This is a genomic window from Stenotrophomonas sp. Steno-C17 (assembly GCF_056393165.1).
Genome location: NZ_JBWJPD010000003.1, coordinates 264,860 through 287,560, shown reverse-complemented (window position 1 = coordinate 287,560; position 22,701 = coordinate 264,860). Strand labels below are relative to the sequence as shown.

At 67.7% G+C, this 22,701-nt stretch carries 25 protein-coding genes; 4 read left to right on the top strand and 21 right to left on the bottom strand.

The genetic code is table 11. The features are described from left to right. Positions 1-39 precede the first annotated feature (39 nt). The 10 genes from AC06FA_RS04670 to AC06FA_RS04625 form a co-directional block, all read right to left on the bottom strand. Positions 40-843, bottom strand: coding sequence for a DUF4198 domain-containing protein (locus tag AC06FA_RS04670; protein WP_478067322.1), 804 nt, complete (start codon positions 841-843; stop codon positions 40-42). Between the two features lie 116 nt (positions 844-959). Further along, positions 960-1,478: a DUF2271 domain-containing protein gene (locus tag AC06FA_RS04665; protein ID WP_108752396.1), complete on the bottom strand. Its 519-nt coding sequence runs from the start codon at positions 1,476-1,478 to the stop codon at positions 960-962. 29 nt (positions 1,479-1,507) lie between these two features. Continuing rightward, positions 1,508-2,146: a PepSY-associated TM helix domain-containing protein gene (locus AC06FA_RS04660; RefSeq protein ID WP_478067321.1), complete on the bottom strand. Its 639-nt coding sequence runs from the start codon at positions 2,144-2,146 to the stop codon at positions 1,508-1,510. A 161-nt stretch (positions 2,147-2,307) separates the two neighbouring features. Then, positions 2,308-4,734: a TonB-dependent receptor domain-containing protein gene (locus AC06FA_RS04655; protein WP_478067320.1), complete on the bottom strand. Its 2,427-nt coding sequence runs from the start codon at positions 4,732-4,734 to the stop codon at positions 2,308-2,310. A 144-nt stretch (positions 4,735-4,878) separates the two neighbouring features. Next, positions 4,879-5,271 (bottom strand): hypothetical protein, encoded by a 393-nt coding sequence (locus AC06FA_RS04650; protein ID WP_478067337.1) that lies wholly within the window; start codon positions 5,269-5,271, stop codon positions 4,879-4,881. Positions 5,272-5,446: 175 nt separating this feature from the next. Further along, positions 5,447-6,124 (bottom strand): Fe2+-dependent dioxygenase, encoded by a 678-nt coding sequence (locus tag AC06FA_RS04645; protein WP_108755601.1) that lies wholly within the window; start codon positions 6,122-6,124, stop codon positions 5,447-5,449. 49 nt (positions 6,125-6,173) lie between these two features. Continuing rightward, positions 6,174-8,492, bottom strand: a complete 2,319-nt coding sequence (locus AC06FA_RS04640) for a catecholate siderophore receptor Fiu (RefSeq protein WP_478067319.1) — start codon at positions 8,490-8,492, stop codon at positions 6,174-6,176. A 140-nt stretch (positions 8,493-8,632) separates the two neighbouring features. Further along, a complete protein-coding gene (locus AC06FA_RS04635; RefSeq protein ID WP_478067318.1) occupies positions 8,633-9,034 on the bottom strand; it encodes a hypothetical protein in 402 nt (133 codons plus the stop codon). Positions 9,035-9,229: 195 nt separating this feature from the next. Next, entirely contained in the window at positions 9,230-9,562 is a 333-nt protein-coding gene (locus tag AC06FA_RS04630; protein WP_108748836.1) for a non-heme iron oxygenase ferredoxin subunit, read from the bottom strand. After that, positions 9,559-10,098, bottom strand: coding sequence for a GNAT family N-acetyltransferase (locus AC06FA_RS04625; protein WP_478067317.1), 540 nt, complete (start codon positions 10,096-10,098; stop codon positions 9,559-9,561). The genes AC06FA_RS04630 and AC06FA_RS04625 overlap by 4 nt, the downstream gene beginning before the upstream one ends. A 200-nt stretch (positions 10,099-10,298) precedes the next feature. Here AC06FA_RS04625 and AC06FA_RS04620 point away from each other — a divergent pair, with 200 nt between their 5' ends. Further along, positions 10,299-10,949, top strand: a complete 651-nt coding sequence (locus AC06FA_RS04620) for a transposase (RefSeq protein ID WP_478067316.1) — start codon at positions 10,299-10,301, stop codon at positions 10,947-10,949. Between the two features lie 18 nt (positions 10,950-10,967). Here AC06FA_RS04620 and AC06FA_RS04615 read toward each other — a convergent pair whose 3' ends face one another. From AC06FA_RS04615 to AC06FA_RS04595, 5 genes are all read right to left on the bottom strand, one after another. Next, on the bottom strand, positions 10,968-12,224 hold the full coding sequence (locus AC06FA_RS04615) for a cysteine desulfurase (protein ID WP_478067315.1): 1,257 nt from the start codon (positions 12,222-12,224) through the stop codon (positions 10,968-10,970). Continuing rightward, positions 12,221-13,483, bottom strand: coding sequence for a Fe-S cluster assembly protein SufD (sufD, locus tag AC06FA_RS04610; protein WP_478067314.1), 1,263 nt, complete (start codon positions 13,481-13,483; stop codon positions 12,221-12,223). The genes AC06FA_RS04615 and sufD overlap by 4 nt, the downstream gene beginning before the upstream one ends. After that, positions 13,483-14,247, bottom strand: coding sequence for a Fe-S cluster assembly ATPase SufC (gene sufC / locus AC06FA_RS04605; RefSeq protein ID WP_478067313.1), 765 nt, complete (start codon positions 14,245-14,247; stop codon positions 13,483-13,485). Before sufC ends, sufD begins: the two co-directional genes overlap by 1 nt. Positions 14,248-14,311: 64 nt before the next feature. Then, the gene (gene sufB, locus AC06FA_RS04600; protein WP_312706310.1) at positions 14,312-15,787 is read right to left on the bottom strand and encodes a Fe-S cluster assembly protein SufB; all 1,476 of its coding nucleotides are present in this window, start codon (positions 15,785-15,787) and stop codon (positions 14,312-14,314) included. Positions 15,788-15,804: 17 nt separating this feature from the next. Further along, a complete protein-coding gene (locus AC06FA_RS04595) occupies positions 15,805-16,260 on the bottom strand; it encodes an SUF system Fe-S cluster assembly regulator (RefSeq protein WP_478067312.1) in 456 nt (151 codons plus the stop codon). A 204-nt stretch (positions 16,261-16,464) separates the two neighbouring features. On the opposite strand from AC06FA_RS04595, the gene AC06FA_RS04590 reads away from it, so the two are divergent. Both AC06FA_RS04590 and AC06FA_RS04585 read left to right on the top strand, forming a co-directional pair. Further along, positions 16,465-16,932, top strand: coding sequence for an SET domain-containing protein (locus AC06FA_RS04590; RefSeq protein WP_478067311.1), 468 nt, complete (start codon positions 16,465-16,467; stop codon positions 16,930-16,932). 179 nt (positions 16,933-17,111) lie between these two features. Continuing rightward, positions 17,112-17,654, top strand: a complete 543-nt coding sequence (locus tag AC06FA_RS04585) for a type 1 glutamine amidotransferase domain-containing protein (RefSeq protein ID WP_478067310.1) — start codon at positions 17,112-17,114, stop codon at positions 17,652-17,654. Between the two features lie 77 nt (positions 17,655-17,731). Here the strand turns inward: AC06FA_RS04585 and AC06FA_RS04580 are convergent, their stop codons facing one another. From AC06FA_RS04580 to AC06FA_RS04565, 4 genes are all read right to left on the bottom strand, one after another. Further along, positions 17,732-18,328 (bottom strand): YceB family lipoprotein, encoded by a 597-nt coding sequence (locus tag AC06FA_RS04580; RefSeq protein WP_478067309.1) that lies wholly within the window; start codon positions 18,326-18,328, stop codon positions 17,732-17,734. Between the two features lie 80 nt (positions 18,329-18,408). Beyond that, complete coding sequence (locus AC06FA_RS04575) at positions 18,409-18,951, bottom strand: hypothetical protein (protein ID WP_478067308.1); 543 nt, start codon at positions 18,949-18,951, stop codon at positions 18,409-18,411. Positions 18,952-19,006: 55 nt separating this feature from the next. Beyond that, the gene (locus AC06FA_RS04570; RefSeq protein WP_478067306.1) at positions 19,007-19,315 is read right to left on the bottom strand and encodes a DUF3861 family protein; all 309 of its coding nucleotides are present in this window, start codon (positions 19,313-19,315) and stop codon (positions 19,007-19,009) included. Between the two features lie 283 nt (positions 19,316-19,598). Beyond that, positions 19,599-19,997, bottom strand: coding sequence for an HU family DNA-binding protein (locus AC06FA_RS04565; protein ID WP_108748848.1), 399 nt, complete (start codon positions 19,995-19,997; stop codon positions 19,599-19,601). A 359-nt stretch (positions 19,998-20,356) separates the two neighbouring features. Here AC06FA_RS04565 and AC06FA_RS04560 point away from each other — a divergent pair, with 359 nt between their 5' ends. Next, positions 20,357-20,788 carry an OsmC family protein gene (locus AC06FA_RS04560; protein ID WP_053516662.1) on the top strand — a complete coding sequence of 144 codons (432 nt, stop codon included), beginning with the start codon at positions 20,357-20,359 and terminating at the stop codon, positions 20,786-20,788. A 79-nt stretch (positions 20,789-20,867) separates the two neighbouring features. On the opposite strand, the gene AC06FA_RS04555 is transcribed toward AC06FA_RS04560, so the two are convergent. Further along, entirely contained in the window at positions 20,868-21,746 is an 879-nt protein-coding gene (locus AC06FA_RS04555; RefSeq protein WP_478067305.1) for a PhzF family phenazine biosynthesis protein, read from the bottom strand. Positions 21,747-21,817: 71 nt separating this feature from the next. Further along, entirely contained in the window at positions 21,818-22,690 is an 873-nt protein-coding gene (locus AC06FA_RS04550; protein ID WP_478067304.1) for a PhzF family phenazine biosynthesis protein, read from the bottom strand. Positions 22,691-22,701: the final 11 nt, after the last annotated feature.

Genomic DNA, 22,701 nt, shown 5'->3' with positions numbered 1-22,701 from the left:
CGGCGGTACCGGGGACAACCCGGCACCGCCGCGGTTCGGTTACTGCGGCAGGACTTCCAGCGTAGCGACGTAGCTCAGGCGGCGCTTGGCGGCCTGCTTCACCGACGTCTTGTTGTCCTCGGTGCCGGTTTCCAGCCAGTACATGCCCGCTTCCGGCCACGTCACCTGGATCTCGCCCTTGGCGTCGCTGGTCACCTTCAGTTCGTCCTGCGCATTGCGGTAGCGGGTGGCGCCGCGCACGATCTCGAAGGCCAGGCCGGCGGTCGGCTTGCCATCGACCAGTACGCGGAAGGTCGATTGCTCACCGGCGAACAGATCGTTGGGGTGACCGACGGCCACCAGTTCGATGCCGCGGTTGGTCGGCTTCAGTGCGGTGTCGTTCGGCGCGCCGTTGGTGACGAAGGTTTCCACCCGGCCCACCGACTGGCTTACTTCCAGCTTCTTCGCATCCTTGGGCAGCTCGCCGAAGGTGGCGGCGGTGCCGCGCCAGCGCTTGCGCTCGCCGTTCAGTTCGTAGGTCGCGAACAGGCCATCGTTCACCGAAGCGATGCGGTAGGTGCCCTGCTGCTTCAGCTCGATGTCGAACACGCTGCGGTACTTGCCGGTGGCCGCGTTCTGCGGCTGCACGGTGCTGCCGTCCGGCGCGGTGATCACCAGCGATTCCAGGCGCAGCGGCACGTGGTTGAAATAGAACAGGTCGTTGGACACGGCGCCATCGACGGTGATCCACGGTGCGTTACCGGCGATCACGGTCTGCGAGGGCAGCAGCCAGGCCTTGTGGGCCAGGGCGGAGAACGGAAGAGCAGCGGCCAGGGCGGCGGCTAGGACGAGCGTGCGCTTCATGCGGAAGACTCCAGGGACGTTGGGTGGGTGGGGTCAGAGCCCTTTCCGCGGGAAAGGGATCCGACCCCGGGGTCGGATCCCTTCCGCAGGAAGGGCTCTGACCCCGGAAAGGCGAATCAGGGCTTCACGGCCAGGGTGACCAGGCCCAGTTCGGTGGCGCCCTGCGCCTTGCCGTTCTGTGCGGCGGTGGCCGGCCAGGTGAAGGGGATCTTCAGCAGTTCGCGGCCGCCGACTTCGCGCACCGCTTCCACCACCAGGGTGTAGTTGCCGGGGGCCAGCTGCTTCAGTGCCGGCTGCTTGTCGGTGAACGACAGCGCGTGCTTGCCGGCCGGGCGGGTGGGACCGGTCACGCCGTCCACCGGCACCTGCAGGGTGCGGCCACTCTTGCGCCACCACTGGCGCAGGTCGGGCAGCCACTTGGTGCCATGGCCTTCGCTGTTGCTGGTCTGCTGGTACCAGACCGACAGGTTGGCGGCGACCTTCTGGTCGGCACCTTCCAGCCACACCGCCACATACGGGCGGTGGTATTCGGCGACGTTGAGCTTGGGCACTTCGACGTTGATGTCGAGGGTGGTGGCATAGGCCGGCGAAGTGGCCAGCAGGCCGCTGAGGGCGATGGTGAGGGTGACGCGCATGGGGCGGCTCCGAAGGGAACGGATGGAAGTCAGTGGATCAGCAGCAGGGCGATCAGCAGCGGAATCATCAGGCCCAGGCCGACCAGCGGCCAGGTCATGCGCCGCTGCCGCGCATGCAGGTGCAGCAGGAACAGGCCGGTGATGCAGAACACCAGGCAGGCCACGGCGAACAGGTCCAGGAACCAACCCCAGGCCGGGCCGGCGTTGCGGCCCTTGTGCAGGTCGTTGAGGTAGGACACCACGCCGCGCGAGGTGGATTCGTATTCCACAGCGCCGGTTTCGCGGTCGATGCTGAGCCAGGCATCGCCGCCGGGGCGCGGCAGCGACAGGTAGATTTCCTCGGCCGACCATTCGGCCGGGCGGCCGCCGATGGCGATGCCCAGCTGCTGGTCCAGCCACTGCCGCGCCGGGCGCGGGATCGGTGCGTTGCCGTCCTCGCGCGTGCCCAGCTGGCCCAGCAGGGCCTGCGGCAGTTCCAGCTGCTGGTTGTGCACCTGCGGTTTGGCTTCGATCTTCGCCGCATGGTTCAGGGTCAGGCCGGTGGCCGCGAACAGCAGCATGCCGATCAGGCACACCGCCGAGCTGATCCAGTGCCACTGGTGCAGCGTACGCAGCCAGAAGCCACGGCTCTGTTGCTGCTGCACGGTGGACGAGGCAGGACGGCTCACGGTGTTTTTCGGGGCAGGTGAAGACTGCCCATTACAGCATTAATGAGAATGGCTCGCAATTAGGTGTCGTTGTGTATCCCGCGCGGGTCGATCCACGCCATGCGTGGATGGAGCGGTGCCAACCAAGGTTGGCACCCACCAGAGCAGGGCGGTGCCAGCACTCAGAAGCGGAAGTTCAGGCTGACCCAGACGCTGCGGGCCTTGTCCTTGTTGTTGTAGTCATCCTCGAACAGCACTTCGTTGGTGTCATCGGTGTAGATGCCGTCGCTGTCCAGATCGGTGAAGTGGGTCTGGTAGGTGGTGAAGTCGCGGTCCAGCAGGTTGTTGATGCGGGCGTTCACCGTCAGCCACTCGGTGGCTTCGAACGAGGCGCCCAGGTGCAGCACGGTGTAATCCTTGTAGTAGCGTTCCCGGCCGGTCACCGTGCTGATGCCGCCGTAGCGCTTGGAACGCGCTTCGGCGGTCAGGAACACGTTGAAGCGCTCGCTGGCGCGCCAGTCGAACGTGGCGTTGGCCATGTGCCGCGCGCTGTTGCCCAGCGGTCGGCCCTTCTCGGCGCCGCTCTTCTGCTCGCTGTCGGTGAAGGTGTAGTTGGCGCGCAGGCTGAACTGATCGCTGATGTTCCAGCGCCCGGCCACTTCCGCACCCTGGATCACCACCTCGTCGATGTTCACCGTGCGGGTGCTGCTGGCGTAGCCCAGATCGGCATATTCACCGGTGGAGCTGCACGACAGGGTCAGCGCGGCGCCACAGGGCTGCGAGGCGATCTTGTCGTCGAAACGGTTGTGGAAGGCGGTGGCATTGAAGCTGTGCCCGGCGGGATGCTGCCAGTACACGGCCAGTTCGGTGCTGGTGCTGGTTTCCGGCTTCAGGTCCGGGTTGCCGAACATGGGCGAGGTGCCCTGGCCACCGAAACCGATCACGCCATCGTACAGCTGGGTGGTCTTGGGCGTCTTGAAGCCGGTGCTGACGCCGCCCTTCACCGTCCAGGCCTCGTTGACCGTGTACACGCCATACAGGCGCGGGCTGAGCTGGTCGCCGAACACTTCATGGTCGTCGTAGCGCAGGCCGTAGGTGATCGCCAGCGGTGCCAGCACGGTCCAGGTGTCCTCGGCGAACAGCGAGTACATGTTGTGGTCCTGGCTCAGGCCCGGGGTACCGCGTTCGGTACCGAACACACCGTCGGTCAGTTCACCGCGGATCACCTGCGCGCCCACCACGGCCACGTGCTGGCCGGCGGCCTGGAACGGAATGTCCAGCTTCGCATCCAGGGTGTACTGCTCGCTTTCCAGCGTGCGCGCCGGGCGCGGCAGGAAGGTCGATTCGGCCAGCGCGCGGCGTTCGGCCAGCGGCAGCCCGGCGTACGGGCCGGTGGCATCGATCATCTGCAGCAGCTGCACGCGCTCGGCCACGGTGAAGGGCATGGTGCGCCCGTCGTTGTTGGTGGCCACGTGCGAAAGCGAAACCAGGCTGTTGCCGAAGCCCCAGCGGCCTTCGTGGGTGACCGCCCAGGCGTCGCGGGTGAATTCCTGGCTGGGGCTGTAGCCCACGCGCGGGTCGGCGCGGCGCGACCACGTACCGCCGTTGCTGCGGCAGGCGTTGGCATTGGCGCCGCTGGCACCGCGGCAGAAGTTGCTGCTGCGCCAGATGCTGCTGAGGCTGTCCACGGTGCCGACCGGGTACTCCTCTTCGCCGGCATCGTTGATCTTGATCGCGTTGTCGTACTCCTGGCGCGAGGTGTCGTAGTCCAGGGTCAGGCGCTGGGCATCGCTGATGTTCCAGTCCAGGCTGATGCCGCCGGCTTTGTTGGTGTTGTCCACGGTCTTGCCACCGCCACCGAAGCCCAGCGAGCGGTCATGGGCCACGCCGCTGGGGTCGAGCACCGGGCTGTACACCGGGTTGGAGGCATCGCGGTCGTACCAGCTGGCGCGCGCGGACAGGTTCAGCACGTTGGGCACCAGCGGGCCGGTCACGTACACATCGGCGGTGCGGTCATCACCGAACTGGTCGTCGGTTTCGAAGGTGCCGCCCAGCGTGGCCGAACCGCTCCAGCGGTCCAGCGAACGCTTGGTGATGATGTTGATGACGCCGCCCATCGCATCGGCGCCGTACAGGGTGGAGGCCGGGCCGCGGATCACTTCGATGCGCTCGATCGCATCCAGCGGCGGGATGTGGTTGAACTGGTTGCCGCCGAAGTTGTTCGGGTAGATGTCGCCGTGGTTGTTCTGGCGGCGGCCGTTGACCAGGATCAGGGTGTAATCCGAGCCCATGCCGCGCATGGAGATGGTGCCCTGGCCGGTCTTGTCGCGGGTTTCGCCCACGTCCACGCCTTCCAGGTCGCGCACCGCGTCCAGCAGGGTCATGTAGGGGCGGGTGGTCAGCTCTTCCTGGGTGATGACGGAAATGCTGGCTGGGGCGTCGGTGATCTTCTGTTCGAAGCCCGAAGCGGTGACCACCACGGTATCCAGGGTCTGCGGTGCGCCGGCGGCGGCACCGTTGGCGAAGGCAGGGGCGGCGAAGGTGGCCAGCACGGCGCTGGTCAGCAGGTGGCGGGGCAGGGACGAACGAACACGATGGCGCTGGGCCATGGCAGGAACCTCGAAGGATGCGAGCGCGCGCGGAACCGCGCGGCAGGCGCGGTGGCGGCAGGAATGCCCGGTCAGGGGCGGCAGGGAACGAACACGCAGCGGCGCGCAGGCTGTACCGCCAATGCGGTCAGCCAGGGCCGGGGATCAGGCCAGCGGCGGGGCCTGGCCGCGTTGCTGGCGACGCCCGGGCGCGTCGGCCCAGGGTGTGTCCGGAGCGGCCAGTGGCCAGTCCGTCTGCGCGACGGCATGCGCCGGCGCGGTGGGGATCAACTGCAGTTCGCTGTGCAGCCACTGGCGGGCCAGCAGCAGGGGCGGCGCCGTGTCGGTTGTCTTCCGCGGTGTGCAGGCGCAGCGGCGCAGCTTGGCCGGGGCCTCTTCGTGCGCGCCGCGCTCACCACCACGCTCTTCCAGCGGATGCTGCTGCGCTTGCGCAAGGCTGGCATGCGCCGCTGGCAGCAGCGGCAGGGTGCCCAGCAGCAACGCCAGCATCGCGACCCACGCCAACAGGCTGGCCAGCGCAGGCCGGCGGCCGCGCATGGCGGTACCGAGCTGCACGTGGCGAAGCGGGCGGGGGCGAAGCGGGCCAAGCAAGATGGGCAACCCTGGGAACGGCCGGAACCGCCGGCGTCAACGGGGCGTGATTGTAATGAGAGTGGTTAGCAGTTGCAAATGAGAATGATTGTCAGATGGCGTCGCGCGCCGGGTAGATCGCTCAGACCTCGCTCCAGCGCCGCAACAGGTTGTGGTAGACGCCGGTCAACTGCAGCACGGCACCGGGGTCGGCGCTGGTCTGCCGCAGGCGCTCGATGGAGGTATCCATTTCCCACAGCAGGCGGCGCTGGGCATCGTCGCGGATCATGCTCTGCACCCAGAAGAACGAGGCCACGCGTGCGCCACGGGTGACCGGAGTGACCTGGTGCAGGCTGCTGGAGGGGTACACGATCAGATCACCCGCCGGCAGCTTCACTTCGTGTTCGCCGTAGGTATCGCTGATCACCAGCTCGCCGCCGTCGTACTCCTCGGGGGCGGACAGGAACAGGGTGCAGGAAATATCCGAGCGCAGCTGTTCGCCGTGGGCCAGGTTCATCACTGCGCCGTCGACATGGAAGCCGTAGGTGCCGCCGCCGGTGTAGCGGTTGAAGCGTGGCGGCAGGATCTTCAGCGGCAGGGCGGCAGCGAAGAACAACGGGTGGCGCTGCAGCGCGGCCAGCACGATGCTGCCCAGTTCGGCCTTCAACGGCGATGCATCGGGCAACTGCTGGTTGTGCTTTACCCGCGCGCCCTGCACGCCCACGGTTTCCCGGCCATCGGCCCAGTCGGCCGCATCCAGGCGCTGCCGCAGCTGGGCAACATCGTCGGAAGACAGGACCTGCGGAATGTGCAGCAGCATGGCGGTTCCTCGAAAGGCGCGGGGGAGACGGGCTCCCCCGCGCGCTGCATCAGAAGCGGATGTCCGCGCTGAGCAGGAAGGTGCGCGGTGCACCCGGGGTGTAACGGTAGCCGCTCTTGTTGATGCTGGCCACGTACTGCTTGTCGAACAGGTTGTAGCCGTTCAAGCGCAGCGACACGTGCTCGTTCACGTCCCACGAGACCATGGCGTCGTACACCGCATAGGACTTGGTGAACGACGGGGTGCCGACCGCGCCGTCGGTGCCGCGGTGCATGCCGGCGGCATAGCGCACGCCACCGCCCACGGTGATGCCGTAAGGCAGCACGTAGCTGGTCCAGCCGGTGAACGTATCGTCCGGGGTGTAGGTCAGGTTGGTGGTGCCATCGGCGGCCACCTTGGCGCCTTCCTTCACTTCGGTATCCAGATGGCTGAAGCCGGCGCTGACCGACCAGTTCTCGGTCACCCGGCCGACCGCCGACAGCTCCACGCCCTTCACCCGCTTGCTGCCGGTCTGGGTGGGATTGCCGGCATCGTCCAGCACGGTGGTGTTGATCTCGTTGTCCACGTCGGTCTGGAACAGCGCCAGGTTCACTGCCAGCGCGTCATCCATGAAGCCCCACTTGCTGCCCACTTCGAAGGTCTTGGCCTTCTGCGGGTCCAGCTTGGGGTTGTCGGCGCTGCTGGCCGAACTGCTCAGCTGGAAGTTGGCGCCGCCCGGCGGCTGCTGGGAAATGGCGTAGTTGGCGTACAGGCTGACCGTGTCGCCCACCTTGTACAGCGCGCCCAGCTTCCAGTTCAGCAGGGTGTCGCTGGCTTCCAGGGTGGGGTTGCGCAGCACGGTGCCGGTGGGATTGCTGCCGCACACCGGGCCGCCACGACCGCCACACACCGACGCACTGGCGTACTCGGTCTTGTAGTGGTCGGCGCGCACGCCGGCGGTCAGCAGGAAGCTTTCACCGAAGGACAAGGTGTCGAACAGATAGACCGAGGAGGTGGTGGTCTTGCCATGCGCGTCGGCACCGTTGTGCGCCCAGTTCAGACCGCTGACGTTCCAGTCCGGGTCGTACAGGTTGGCGGCCGGCCAGCTGGTGCCAGCGGCGGCGGCCTGGCCGTAGCTGTCCAGTTCCTCGCGGGTGAACTCCAGGCCGGCGCTGAGGGCGTGGCCGACTGCGCCGGTGGCGAAGTCCGCGCGCAGGTTCAGCTGATCGGTCAGGATCGTGTTGCGCTGGTCCTTGAAGGTCGGCAGGCTGCGCGCGATCGCGTAGCTGGAGAGGTCGGCCGGGTTGGTATAGGTGATGTTGCCGGTCGGGCGGCCGCCCGCGCCGCGCACGCCGGTGCCCATGAAGGCGGTGAGCAGGTAGTCCTGTTCGGTGCGGCCCCAGCGCGCGGTGTTGGTCAGGCGCACGCTGTCGTTGAAGTCGTGCTCGAAACGGAAGGTGGCCATCTGCGCGGTCACGTCATCGTGGTCGGCGCGGGTGCCGTAGAAGTTTTCCGGATCGACCGGGTGGCCGGCCAGCGCTTCCAGGGTCGGCTGCGGGGTCCAGCCCGGCAGGCCCAGGGTGGGCACGCCGCCATCGGGCACGTTGTCCTGCTTCACGTACAGCAGGTTGAGGTAGTAACGGGTGGCGGTGCCGAGGCCGAAGGCGAGCGACGGTGCGATGCCCCAGCGCTTGTTCTGCACGTGGTCGCGGCCCGGCTGGTCGCTGTCCTGCCACATGCCGTTGATGCGCAGCGCGCTGGTGGCGCCCAGCGACTGGTTCCAGTCGGCCGTGGTGCGGCGCTGCTGGTCGCTGCCCAGCGAGATGCTGGCCGAGGTGGCGTCCTGCAGGTTGGCCTGCTTGCTGACCAGGTTGATCGCACCGGTGGGTGCCGAACGACCGTTGTCGGTGCCGGCCGGGCCCTTGGTCACTTCCACTTGTTCGATGTTGAACACATCGCGCGAGATCGAGCCGAGGTCGCGCACGCCGTCCACGTACAGGCTGTTGGAGGTGTCGAAGCCGCGCATGAACAGCGCGTCGCCGGTGGTGGTGTTGCCGTTCTCGCCGGCATAGAAGGTGCCCACGCCGGGGCTGTTGCGCAGCGCTTCGGTCAGCGTGGTCGCGCCCTGCTGGTTGAACAGGTCGCTGGTGATGACCTGGATGGTCTGCGGGGTGTCCTGCAGGCGCTGGGTGAACTTCGGCGAGGCCACCTTGTCGGCCTTGTAGCCGCGCGTGGCGTGCACGTCGATCTTGTCCAGGGTGCGTGCGTTGTCGGCCGCTTCGGCGTGGGCCAGGGCGGGCAGGGTGGCCAGGCCGAGGCCGGCGGCCAGGGTGGCCAGCGGCAGGGAACGAAGCGGGGTGGCGTGCTTGCGGCTCTTGATGGGGCTCATGGGCATGGGAATGAAAGACAGGAATGGGCCGTCGGCGCGTGCGCGACAGGGGCGGGAACGGGGGCGGGTACAGGAACGCGCGCACCGCGGACGCGGGCGGGAAACGGGGATGCAGCGCAGTGCGCGCGAGCGCGCTGCGATCAGGCCAGGGCGGCCGGAGGCGCGTGCGAGGGCGGCTGGCGCCGGTTGCGGGAGGCGATGGCGGTGCTGACTGCAGGGGCGACCGCCGCATGCGGCGGCGCGACAGGCGGCGTGTGCTGGCAGAGCTGCGCCGGCGGCGCGGGCGGGTCTTCGTGGCCGCCTTCGGCCGGTGCTTCGCTGCGTTGCAGCCGTTCGTCCGGCGGCGTTCCACCTTCGGGGGCGTGCGGCGCGCTGTCCAGCGCTGTTGCCGGAGCGGCTGCCACCTCGATTGCAGCGGTCGTCCCACGGCCCTCATGCAGGGCCGACCAGCCCAGCAGCAGAGTCAGCAGCGCTGCGGCAAGCAGCGGCCACCCCTGGCGGGCAAGCTGGCACAGCGTGGCGGTGGCCGCAGGCAAAGCCATGATGCGGTGGCGTTACAAACCGTTACGAACGAGGCGCGCAGGATAACACCAACGATAATGATTCGCATCTGCGAGGTCGGCGGGCGTTCGTGAACGGGCCTGGGGCGGCCTGGCAGGCCCGTGGCGGCCGGTATGCGCCGCAACCGCTAGCTGGGTGAGCGGGCGCGCGGCGGGGCGCGCAACGCCCTTGCTGGGTCAGTCGCGGTCGTCGCGGGTCCAGATCGCGTCGTGCTCGCGTTTCACCGGAAACTTCGGCACCGCGGTATAGGCCGGGGCGCACAGGGCGCGACCATCGCGCACGTCGAAGCGCGCGCCATGCAGCACGCATTCGATGCTGCCCTCGCTGGTGTTGAACTCGCCCGAGGACAGTTCGAATTCCTCGTGGGTGCACTGGTCTTCCAGCGCATACAGCTCGCCGTCCAGGTTGAACACGACGATGGGCGTGCCGGTCACCTCGTCGAACACGCTCTTCATTTCACCCGGCAGCAGTTCCGCGCCGGCGCAGACGAAGGTCCAGGCCTCGCTCATGCCGATGCCCCGGCCAGTGGCTTTTCCAGGATTTCAAAGCGCAGGTCGTCGCGCTTGGGAATGCCGAAGCGTTCGTCGCCATAGGGGAAGGGCTTCTTGATGCCGGTGCGCTGGTAGCCGCGGCGCTCGTAGAACGCGATCAGTTCCTCGCGCACGTCGATCACGGTCATCTGCATGACCGGCAGCTGCCACTCACGCGCCGCGTGGGCTTCGGCCGCTTCCATCAGCTGCTTGCCGACGCCACCGCCCTGCTGGGCCGGGTCGACCGAGAACATGCCGAAGTAGCCCTTGCCGTCTACATCGGCGACGTGGGCGCAGGCCACCAGGCGGCCCTCGCGTTCGGCCAGCAGGATGGTCGAGCGCGGGCGGTCCAGGTCGGCCTGGATGCCCTGGGCGTCGATGCGGGCGCCGTCCAGCAGGTCGGCTTCAGTGGTCCAGCCCACGCGGCTGGCATCGCCACGGTAGGCGGAGGTGACCAGGGTGATCAGGGCAGGAATGTCGGCCGGCGTGGCGGCGCGGAAAGTCAGAGTGCTCATGCCGCCATTCTAGGTGGGGTGGGGGCGCCAATGGGATGGGGTCAGATCCCTTTCGCAGCGCGAAAGGGCTCTGACCCCAATGGGACGACGCCACGCCGGGTGGTGGACCGACTGCCTTCGGAGCGGCAGCAGCAGATGCTGGGGGTCAGATCCCTTTGCCCGGCAAAGGGATCTGACCCCTCTGGTAACCGGAGACGCCCATGCCCCGCCCGCGCCGCGTTGATGCACCGGGTTTCCCGCAGCATATCGTCCAGCGCGGCAACAACCGGCAGAGCGTGTTCTTCAGCGATGGCGACCGCGTCGCCTACCTGCGTCTGCTGTGCGGCCAGGCGGATCAGCAGCACTGCCGGGTCCATGCCTACGTACTGATGAACAACCATGTCCATCTGCTGGTGACACCTGATTCGCCCGGTGGGCTCTCAAAAATGATGCAGGCGGTGAGTCGTGCCTATGTGCGGCGGGTCAACGACCGCGAGAGCCGAACGGGCACTCTCTGGGAAGGGCGCTTTCACTCCACGCAGGTGGATTCGGATCGGTACCTGCTGGCCTGCCAGCGCTACATCGAACTCAACCCGGTGCGGGCGGGGATGGTGGCGCATCCTGGGGACTACCGCTGGTCGAGCTACAGGGCCCACGCACAGGGCAGGGTGAACGCGCTGCTGGTGCCGCATTCGGCGTTCGAGCTGATGGCTGCGGATGTGGAGGAGCGGCGCAGGCGCTACGCCGCGTTCATGGAGCAGGGCATTCCTGCGCAGGATCTCGCTTCGATACGGAAGGCGTTGCAGTCGCAGCAGCGATTGGCTGGTGCATTGACGGGGTCAGAGCCCTTTCGCCCTGCGAAAGGGATCTGACCCCTTGAGCGCTCGGGCTCAGCCCAGCAGCTTGCGCACCTTGTTCAGCGCCACGATGAAGCGCTCGATCTCGGCGTGGGTGTTGTAGAACGCCAGCGAGGCGCGGCAGGTGGCGGCAACGCCGTAGTACTGCAGCAGCGGGTGGGCGCAGTGCTGGCCCGAGCGCACGGCCACGCCTTCCAGATCCAGCAGGGTGGCCAGGTCGTGGGAGTGGGCGCCGTCGATCAGGAACGAGACCACCGCGGCCTTGTCCGGCGTGGTGCCGAAGATGCGCAGGCCGTCGATCTTCTGCAGTTCTTCGGTGAAGTGCGCCAGCAGTTCGGCTTCGCGCGTTTCCACGTGGTCCTGGCCGAGCGCCTGCAGATAATCGGCGGCCACGCCCAGGCCAATGAAGCCGGAGATGTTGGGGGTGCCGGCTTCGAACTTGTGCGGGGCGTCGTTGAACACGGTGCCGTCGAAGCTGACTTCCTTGATCATTTCGCCGCCACCCAGGAACGGTGGCATGGCGTCCAGGTGTTCGCGGCGTGCCCACAGGGCGCCGGTGCCGGTCGGGCCGCACATCTTGTGGCCGGTGATGGCATAGAAGTCACAGCCGATCGCGGCCACGTCCACCTTGCGGTGGGGCACGGCCTGCGAGCCATCGACCACGGTGATGATGCCGCGCTTGCGTGCCTCGCGGCAGATCTCGCGCACCGGGTTCACCGTGCCGAGCACGTTGGACACATGGGCCACGGCCAGCAGCTTGACCTCGGCGGTCATCGCCTTGCGCAGCGCGTCCAGGTCCAGTGCGCCGTCGGGGGTGATCTCGGCCACGCGTATGGTGGCGCCGGTGCGCTGGGCGACCAGCTGCCACGGCACGATGTTGGCATGGTGTTCCATGCGCGACACCAGGATCACGTCGCCGGCCTTCAGTCGCGGCAGTGCCCAGGAATAGGCGACCAGGTTCAGCGCGAAGGTGGTGCCGCTGCACAGCACCAGCTCGTTGGCACGGACGTTGAGGAAGCGCGCCAGCTTGTCGCGCGCACCTTCGTAGGCGTCGGTGGCTTCGGTGCCCAGCGCGTGCACCGCACGGCTGACATTGGCGTTGTAGCGGCGGTAGAACTCGTCCACCGCGCCGATCACCTGCACCGGCTTCTGGCCGGTATTGGCGTTGTCGAAATAGACCAGCGGCTTGCCGTGCACTTCGCGCATCAGCAGCGGGAAGTCCAGGCGCACGCGGTCCCAGTCAGGGGCGGCGGCGCGCTCTTCGATCGGGCGCGGGGTGGACAGGTTCATGCCACGCCCGCCTCGGCCAGGGCCTTGTCCAGGCGCCGTGCCAGCTGCTCGCGCAGCGCGTCGGGCAGCACCTTCAGCGGTTCGTGGCAGAACGCGGCACTCAGCAGCGCCTGCGCCTGGGCCTGCGGCAGGCCGCGCGAGCGCAGGTAGAACAGCGCGTTGGCATCGAGCTGGCCGACGGTGGCACCGTGTGCGGCCTTCACTTCATCGGCGTCGATCACCAGTACCGGCTGGGTGTCGATCTCGGCATCGGCCGACAGCAGCAGGTTCTTGTTGGACAGGTTCGCGTCCGTGCCATCGGCGCCTTCGCGGATCTGGATGCCGCCATGGAACACCACGCGGCTGCGGTTGGCGGCCACGCCGCGCCACAGCAGTTCGCTGCGGGTGTCGCGGGCGATGTGGTCGATGCCCAGACGGGTGTCGACGTGGCGACGGCCATTGCCCAGCAGCACGCCATTGGCGGTCAGCTGCGCGTTGTCGCCTTCCAGGCGCACGTTCAGTTCATGGCGGCTGAGCGCGGCGCCCAGCTCCAGGTCCACGCGGTGGTACTGCGCATCGCTCGCCAGCACCGCATCGGTACGCAGGAAGCTGGTCTGGCGCGCGCTGCCGGCCTGCACGCGGGCGTGCTTGAGCACGGCGTCGCGGGCCACGTGGGCGTGCAGCACGCTGTTGTCCAGGTGCGCCGAATCGCCCACGCTGAAGCGGTGTTCGACCACGCCCAGGCTGGCGCCGGCACGCAGTTCGATCAGGTGGCGGTGGTGCCAGGCCAGGTCGGTATCGCCGGCCACGCTGGCGAACACCAGCTGCAGCGGCACTTCCACCTGCACGCCTTCATCCACGCGCAGCACCACGCCTTCATCGGCCAGGGCGGCATTGAGGCGGGCAAACACTTCGTCGCTGCGCTCGTAGCGGCGGCCGAGGAAGCGCACGGCATCCTCGCCGGCAGCCAACGCGCTGGACAGCGCTTCCAGCTGCACGCCGGCCGGCAGGCCATGGGTGTCGCTCAGGCCATCGTGCAGGCGGCCGTTGACGAACACCAGGCGCGGTGCGGGGATGTCGGCCAGCGCCTCGGCATCCAGCGCGGCCGGGGCCTGCGGTGCGGGTGCGAAGGCGCGGCGCTCCAGCTGGCGCAGCGAGGTGTACTTCCAGGCTTCGCTGCGGGCGCCCGGCAGGCCATCGCGCAGGGCAGCATCGAGCACTTCGCGGCGCGCATCGCTGCCGCAGAAAGCCTGGGCCATCGAGTCGAGCAGGGCGCTCATCAGACGGCCGCCTCGCGCACCACGCGATCCTTCAGGAAGTCGTAGCCGTGGGCTTCCAGTTCCAGTGCCAGTTCCGGGCCGCCGGTCTTGACGATGCGGCCGTCGGCCAGCACGTGCACCACGTCGGGCTTGATGTAATCCAGCAGGCGCTGGTAGTGGGTGATGACCAGGAACGAACGGTCGGCGGCGCGCAGCGCGTTCACGCCGTCGGCCACGCTCTTCAGCGCGTCGATGTCCAGGCCCGAATCGGTTTCGTCCAGGATCGCCAGCTTCGGCTCCAGCACGGCCAGCTGGAAGATCTCGTTGCGCTTCTTCTCACCACCGGAGAAGCCTTCATTCACGCCACGATGCAGCAGCTCGTCCTTCAGGTGCAGCACGGCCAGCTTCTGCCGCACCAGCTTCAGGAACTGCATGGAATCCAGTTCGTCCTGGCCGCGCGCCTTGCGCTGTGCATTCAGTGCCGCGCGCAGGAAGTAGGTGTTGTTCACGCCCGGGATTTCCACCGGGTACTGGAACGCCAGGAACAGGCCGGCGGCGGCGCGTGCTTCCGGGTCCTGGTCGAGCAGGTCCACACCGTCGAACTGCACGCTGCCTTCGGTGACGTCGTAGCCGTCACGGCCGGCCAGCACATTGCCCAGGGTGGACTTGCCGGCGCCGTTGGGGCCCATGATGGCGTGCACCTGGCCGGGCTTCACGTCCAGCGACAGGCCCTTGAGGATTTCCTTTTCGCCGATGCGGGCGTGGAGGTTGTCGATCTTCAGCATGATACGAATCCAGTAGCGCCACGCCATGCGTGGCTGAATAATCAGAACGAAGGCAGCAGGCGGGTCAACCCACCGACCCTTCCAGCGAGACTTCCAGCAGCTTCTTGGCTTCCACTGCGAACTCCATCGGCAGTTCGCGGAACACCTGCTTGCAGAAGCCGTCGACGATCATCGACACCGCGTCTTCCTGGCTGATGCCACGGGCGCGGCAGTAGAACAGCTGGTCGTCGGAAATCTTCGAGGTGGTGGCCTCGTGCTCGACGGTGGCGCCCGGGTTCTTCACCTCGATGTAGGGGAAGGTGTGGGCACCGCACTGCTTGCCGATCAGCAGCGAATCGCACTGGGTGTAGTTGCGCGCGCCATCGGCGTTGCGGTCCACCTTCACCAGGCCGCGGTAGGTGTTCTGGCCACGGCCGGCGCTGATGCCCTTGCTGACGATCTTGCTCTTGGTGCGCTTGCCGACGTGGATCATCTTGGTGCCGGTGTCGGCCTGCTGGCGGTGGTGGGTAAGCGCCACCGAGTGGAACTCGCCCACCGAATCGTCGCCCAGCAGCACGCAGGAGGGGTACTTCCAGGTGATCGCCGAACCGGTCTCGACCTGGGTCCAGGTGACCTTGCTGCGCGCGCCACGGCATTCGGCACGCTTGGTGACGAAGTTGTAGATGCCGCCCACGCCGTTCTCGTCGCCCGGGTACCAGTTCTGCACCGTGGAATACTTGATTTCGGCGTCTTCCAGTGCCACCAGTTCCACCACCGCCGCATGCAGCTGGTTCTCATCGCGCATCGGCGCGGTGCAGCCTTCCAGGTAGGACACGTAGGCCTTGTCCTCGCACACGATCAGGGTGCGCTCGAACTGGCCGGTGTGGCCGGCGTTGATGCGGAAGTAGGTGCTCAGTTCCATCGGGCAGCGCACGCCCTTGGGAATGAACACGAAGCTGCCATCGGAGAACACGGCCGAGTTCAGCGCGGCGAAGTAGTTGTCGCCCACCGGCACCACGGTGCCCAGGTACTGGCGCACCAGTTCCGGGTGTTCCTTGATGGCCTCGGACATGGAGCAGAAGATGATGCCCTTCTCGGCCAGTTCCTTGCGGAAGGTGGTACCGACGGACACCGAGTCGAACACCGCGTCCACTGCCACGCCGGCCAGCTTGGCGCGCTCGTGCAGCGGCACGCCCAGCTTGTCGTAGGTATCGAGCAGTTCCTTGGGAACGTCATCCAGCGAGGCGTACTTCGGGCCCTTCGGCGCGGAGTAGTAGCTGAGCGCCTGCAGGTCGATCGGGGCGATCTGCAGCTTGGCCCAGTTCGGCATCGGCATGGTCAGGAAGTGGCGGTAGGCGTCCAGGCGCCACTGCGTCATCCACTCCGGCTCTTCCTTCTTGGCCGACAGGGCACGGATGGTGTCCTCGTCCAGGCCAGCCGGAAGCGAGTCCGATTCGATCTCGGTGATGAAGCCGGCCGAATACTTGCGGCCCAGCTGCTCGTGGATCTCGCGGTTGGGGGTGTCGTCGTGGGTGACGGTTTCGATGGTTTCGGTGGCCATGGGGGGCTGCCTACGGATCAGGAGACGACGTCGACAGCGATGGTGCGGCGCTGTTCGTCATCGACAAGGGGAAGAGGGGGCAGGATCTGGGCCAGGCTGACATCGCGCAGGGCCTCGGACACCACATCGTTGATCAGCCGCCAGCTGCTGCGCGCGCCGCACTTGGGCGCCATGTTGCACTGGTGGTGGTCGTGGCTGCATTCGGTCAGGGCCAGCGGCCCTTCCATCGCTTCGACCACCTCGAACAGGGTGATCTGCCCGGGGGCGCGGGTCAGCCGGTAGCCGCCGCGCACGCCGCGCAGGCCTTCGACCAGGCCGGCCTGGGCCAGCGGCTTGAGCACCTTGCTGACGGTGGGCGGTTCCAGACCAGTGAATTCAGCCAGCTCGGTGGCACTGAGCACCTCGCCCGGGCGGGCGGCAAGCACGGTCAGTACGACGGTGGCGTAATCGGTGAGTTTGGTGACGCGCAACATGGGGATGCGAGTGGTTCTTAAAGCGGACTGAAATTGTACGCTTTTCTTCGCCGGCATCCAACCCGGCCATTCAGCCGGCGCTGGGCTGGCGGCGGGGCACCCCGAAGACGGGGTGGGGCGACATGCTGCGGCATGGGGGTGATTTTCGCAATCACTGTGAATGGGTGAGAATCAACGTTCCTATCGCTGCCAACCCCCTTGCCGATGCCGAAGAAGATCCAAGCCCGCAAGTCCGCCATCCATGGCAACGGCGTGTTCGCCGTGGCCCCGATCAAGCAGGGCGAGCGCGTGATCCAGTACAAGGGCCTGCTGCGCAGCCATGGCGACGTCGATGCCGATGACAGCGGCGATGTGGAAAGTGGCCACACTTTCCTGTTCACGCTGAACGATGACTGGGTGATCGACGCCAACTACAAGGGCAACGACGCGCGCTGGATCAACCACAGCTGCGACCCGAACTGCGAAGCGGTGATCGAGGAAGGCGAAGACGGCGACAGCCGCGGCGACAAGGTGTTCATCGAGGCGGTGCGCGATATCAAGGCCGGCGAAGAGCTGACCTACAATTACGGCATCGTGCTGGCCGAGCGCCACACGGCCAAGCTGAAGAAGATCTGGGAGTGCCGCTGCGGTTCGCCCAAGTGCACCGGCACGATGCTGCAGCCCAAGCGCTGAGCGGGCCGGAATGTAGAGTCGAGCCATGCTCGACTGCTTTTCGAAGAGCAGTCGAGCAAGGCGCAGTCGAGCAAGCTCGACTCTACAAGGGCGGCCTGCACCTGGCGTGCACGGAGGGGTCACCGGCGTGCAATGGGCCTTCGACCACGCTGTCTGCTCCTTTTCCCGGAGCATTCGACATGGCACAGCGACTTGGTGGCAAGCAGATTGCCATTCTTGCGACCCACGGCTTTGAACAGTCCGAACTGACCGAACCCAAGCGCCTGCTGGAAGCGCAGGGCGCCACGGTCACCGTGGTTTCCCCCGCGAGGGAAGCCAGTATCAAAGGATGGAAGGACAAGGACTGGGGCGGCGTGGTGGCCGTGGACCTGCCACTGGCCGAGGCCGATGCCGGCCGTTTCGACGCACTGGTGCTGCCGGGTGGGGTGATCAATCCCGATGCGCTGCGGACTGATGAGGCCGCATTGGGCTTCATCCGCAGCGTGGCGGCGGCGGGGAAACCGGTGGCCGCGATCTGCCACGGACCCTGGCTGCTGATCAACAGTGGGCTGGCCGAAGGCCGCGAGGTGACATCCTGGCCGTCGCTGCGACAGGATCTTGCCAACGCCGGTGCACGCTGGCGCGATGCCGAAGTGGTGGTGGATGGCAATCTGATCACCAGCCGCAAGCCGGACGATATTCCGGCGTTCAGCGAAGCGGTGGTGAACGCGTTGGCGGCGTGAGCGGTAGCGCCGGGCCATGCCCGGCGAACGCCACGCGTGGGAAATGCAGAAGCCGCCGGGCATGGCCCGGCGCTACCTTATTTGCCCAGCAGGCCGGCGGGCACCAGGCTGCCCAGGTTCTGGTTGAAGGTGACCACCAGCTTGCCGTTCTTCACCTGCGCCGACTGCACCTGCAGGGCGCCCAGCACGCCGGCCACGGTCGGGTCCAGCTTGTAGATCGGTTCGCGGCGCGCGTAGTCGCTCAGTGCGGCGTTGAGCAGGGCGCGGGTACGCGAGTCCAGGCGACCGCCCTGGCTGGCCGGGGTGAAATCGTCCACGGTCGGGTCCTGCAGGTGGAAGCCCTGGGTCTGGGCGTCGTAGCGCAGGCCGCTGCTGAGCTTCACCTTGCCCAGGTTGGCCGGGTTGCCGCCCGCGGTGGCCAGCGCCAGGTCCATGCCCAGGTTCAAGCGTTCGCCGGCCGGCAGGCTCAGCTGCGGATGGCTCATGGTCAGTGCGACCAGCCCGCCGAGGGCGTCCTGGGTACGCGGGAAGCTGCCATCCAGATACTGCTGGACATCACTGGCGCCGACCGACAGTTCGCGGCCGGAAATGGACGGGGCGGCCTGCGCGCCGATGGCGGCGGCAATCAGGACGGTGGATGCAGCAACACGGGTCAGCAGGGAACGCAGGCGCATGGCGGTGACCGGGCAGGTGATGAGATGACTCACAGAGTAGCGGTGGACGCTGAATCGCGGGTGCACGCTGCGAAGGTGATTCAGTCCAGCGTGGGTTCCAGCTTCGCCGACTGGATCTGCCAACCCTGGCCATCGGCGCGTGGCTGCACGCGATACCAGCCGTGGAAGCGGAAGGTGCCCTGGCCGGTGCTGGCACGCACCCGCACCGGCACTTCCAGCAGGCGGCTGGGGCGTTCGTTGTCGCGGGGCAGGGGCGGTTCGCTGTCCAGGCGCAGGCTGAGCAGGTCCGGCAATGCCCGCAGCAGCGCATCATCGGCATGGCGCGGGTCGGTCGGGGCGAAGGCCCAGGCCGCATCACTGTCGCTGCGGTTGCCGTTGAGCAGGGCCAGCATGTAGCGGTTGAGCATGTGCGCGGGCGCTTCGCTGCCCGCTGCAACGGCGCCGAACAGCGGGTCGACCGCCGGTGCTGCGAGGGTTCCGGCCTTGGCGTCGTCCGCCGGGGCGGTCGCGACAGGTGCGTCGGCCGCTGTGGCGGTGGTGGCGGGCGACGCGGGGGCATCGGCGGGGGCGCGCGAGCACCCCATCAATGCAATGGCCAGGCACCAACCCACGGAACTGCGCATGTCTGCCTCCTCCCCGAGGCCAATGGGAGGCGGCAGTGTATCGGCTGGGCGGGAATCAGCGCGATGAGACGCGTTGATCCAGCGCATCCAGCGCAGCCTGCAGTTCGGGCGCCACCGCCGCCAGTGCGTGGCCCTCGCTGTCGGCATGGCGCTGCACGATATCGCGCAGCAACTGCGCGGCGACCACCAGGGTGGCGCGCTCGTCACCGCTGAGCCCGGGCGTGCGCGGGGCGGCTTCGAGCAGGCGCATCAGATCGCGGCTGGCGCGGTGTTCCAGTTCGATGGTGCAGCGCCCGGTGCACTGGTGCCCGTCCTTTTCGATCGGGGTCACCGAGATCCGGTAGCGGGTGGAGGGGCTGGCCATGGGAGGTGTGCTCGCCTGTCGTTGGGGGGATGTGCCCACCATAGGCAAGGCGGTGACCGGCGGCGACGGCCCGCGCTGCACGCAGTGTTCCACCCGGTCCGTTCCTGCGGCGGAAAACAGCGGCTGCGGCCAATGCTGGCGCGGCTGTGGGCGGGCAGGGTATCCGCAGGGAAACGCTGTGTTGCGGATTGGCCTGGGGGCCGCATCCACGCATGGCGTGGATCCACCAAAAAAAACGGGACGGCCTGGGCCGTCCCGTCAGAAGATCGCCGTGGGCGCGCGCTTACAGCGCAGCGTCCTTGAGCTTCTTCAGCGGGCGAACCTTGAGCTTGGTGGTGGCCGGCTTGGCGGCGAACCACTGTTCTTCCTTGGTGAACGGGTTGATGCCCTTGCGCTTCGGCTTGGCCGGCACATTGACGGTGGAGATCTTCAGCAGGCCCGGCAGGGTGAAGGAGCCAGCGCCCTTCTTGTGCACCGAGGAAGCGACAGCGCTTTCCAGCGAGGCCAGCACAGCGCGCACATCCTTGGCGACAACGCCGGATGCTTCAGCGATGTGTGCAACCAGGCCGGACTTGGTCAGCACTTCCTTGATCGGCTTCGGAGCGGCCGGCTTGGCGGCAGCCTTCGTCGCGACTTTCTTCACTGCCTTTTTCGGGGCAGCCTTCTTAGCGGTCTTTGCCATGGTTTCCTGTTCCGTGAACGGTTGGTTGTTTGGTCGGCGCCGAACCCCGTCGGCAAGCGCAATGTAGGGCAACTCGTGGGCGCCGCCAATAGCCCGGAGCGCTGAAAGTGCAGGTTTTTTCATATCCAGACCGATTCAGTACATGGCGCGCGGCAGGGGATTGCGCGGCTCTGGTGCGCTGCGGGAGTCGGGCGTTTCGCGCGAAAGCACTGAAAACAAGGGAAAAATGCGCGTCCGGTTGGCGAAGAAGTGTCCACGCCGATGGCCCGGGACAGCGCCTGCCACTGCGGCGGAGCGACGCAGGGCTAACGCTGGCCGTGGCAGGGTAAGCGTTCACCAACGCCACGCAGGAGCAGCACATGGGAATCTCGCGACACGCCACCGCGCACTGGGAAGGGGATCTGAAGTCGGGCAAGGGCCAGTTGAGCACCCCGCAGAGTGGGCTGCTGGACAAGACCCGCTACGGCTTCAACAGCCGCTTCGGCGAGGAAAAAGGCACCAATCCGGAAGAACTGATCGCCGCCGCGCACGCGGGCTGCTTCACCATGGCGCTGTCGGCCAAGCTGGGCGAGGCCGGGTTTACACCGACCTCGCTGGATACCGAGGCGAAGGTCGACCTGTCGATGGAAGGCGGTCCGCAGCTTTCGCAGATCCGCCTGAAAGTGAAAGCGGTGGTGCCGGGTATCGACGCCACCCAGTTCCGTGCCATTGCCGATGACGCCAAGCAGAACTGCCCGGTGTCCAAGGCACTGAGTGCAGTGCCGATCAGCCTGGAAGCAGAGCTGGGCTGAGCGCGGTAGCGCCGGGCCATGCCCGGCGAGCGGAGCGGAAAGCCGCCGGGCACGGCCCGGCGCTAGCGTTCTGCGGTGATCACCAATCGAGGGTGCCGGTGATCACCGTCTGTACCTGGCCGCCGGACCACACCTCACCGTCGGCGTCCACGTACAGGGTCAGGCGCGCATCGTGGCCGACCTCGCGTCCCTGGCTGACTTCGTAGGGCTGGCGGCCGCGGGGCAGGGCCTCGCGCAGGTCCAGCCAGGCGGCCAGCACGGCATTGGCCGCGCCCGACGCAGCATCTTCGAAGCGCCGGCCGTTGCCGACGAAGGCGCGTACCGCCAGATCGTAGCCCGCGTTGCCATCGCTGAAAGCGTAGGCAAACACACCCATGCTGTCGGTGGATTCGGCCAGGCCGGCGATCGCGTCCCAGTCCGGGCGCAAGGCACGCAGCTGGGCTTCATCGGCCACCTGCACCACCCACCAGCTGCGGCCGCCCTGCATGCGGGCCGGCGGCAGCGTGCCCAGCGCCCAGCCCTGCAGTGCGGCGGACAAGCGCGGGTCATCGGCCTGTGCGGTTTCGGCCAGCTGCGCACGCGGGGTGCGGATGGCGATGCGCTGCTGCGCGCCTACGCCGGTGACCTGCAGGGGCAGCGTGCCGGCGATGCCGTCCTGTACCAGGACCCCGTCGACCGGCGCGGCCAGGCCGGCCACCAGCACGGCATGGGCCGTGCCCACGCTGGGATGGCCAGCGAACGGGACTTCCTTCTGCGGACTGAACATGCGCAGCCGGTAGCTGCTGCCGGCCGTTTCGGGCGGGAACACGAAGGTGGTTTCCGGCAGCCGGGTCCAGCGTGCGATGGCCTGCATGGCCGTGTCGTCCAGGCCTTCGGCGTCGAGCACTACGGCCAGTGGATTGCCGGCACCGGCGCGCGGGGAAAACACATCAAGCTGCAGGAAACGGCGTGCGGACATCAGGGGTGGCTCCAGCGAAATGGGGAAATGGTAGCGCGGCGCGCGGTACGGCCACCGGGCACGGCCCGGCGCTACCAGTGGATCTGGCCGTCGATCACGCACTGCACCTGGCCGCCGATCCACACCGAGCCCTGGGCATCCACCTGCACATGGACGCGGCCATCGCGGCCGACCTCGCGGCCCTGGCTGGCCACGTAGCGGCCGGTGCCGCCGGGCAGCACGCCGCGCTCGCCCAGCCAGGCGCCGATCAGCGCATTGGCGCTGCCGGTCACCGGGTCTTCGGGCACGTTCACCGCATCGCCGGGGCAGAACGCGCGCACCACCCACTGGTGCTGCGGCGCGTCCTCGGCGGCAAACACCGCCACGCCGGTCGCGCCGGTGGCATTGCTCCAGTCGCGCAGGGCGGCCATGTCCGGCGCCAATGCGCGTACCGCGGCGGCATCGCGCAGCGGCAGCAGCCACCAGCGTGGGCCGTTGTCCCACAGCTCGGGCCGTTGGCCACCCGCGGCCAGCGCCTGCAGTGCTTCCGGCACCGCGCCGGGGGCGGTCGGCAGGTGGCGTGCCGGCGGGCTGGCCAGTTCGATGTGCGGGGCGTCGGCCGCGCCGCTCACCCGCACCGGCAGCAGCCCGGCCGCGCACTGCTGGACCAGTGCGCCGTCGCGCGGCTGCGCCAGACCGCAGGTGACCGCCGCCCAGGCCGCGCCCACGCTGGGGTGGCCGGCGAACGGCAGCTCGCTGGCGGGGGTGAAAATGCGGATGTGGTAGTCGGCCCCCGGTGCGCTGGGGGGCAGGAAGAACACGGTCTCGGACAGGTTCAGCCAGGCGGCCAGGGCCTGCATGCGCGCGCCGGACAGGCCCTCGGCGCCCAGCACCACCCCCAACGGGTTGCCCAGGCCGGGCCGGGGGGCGAAGACATCAAGCTGCAGGTAACGGAAGGCGGCCATTGGCGGGTCCA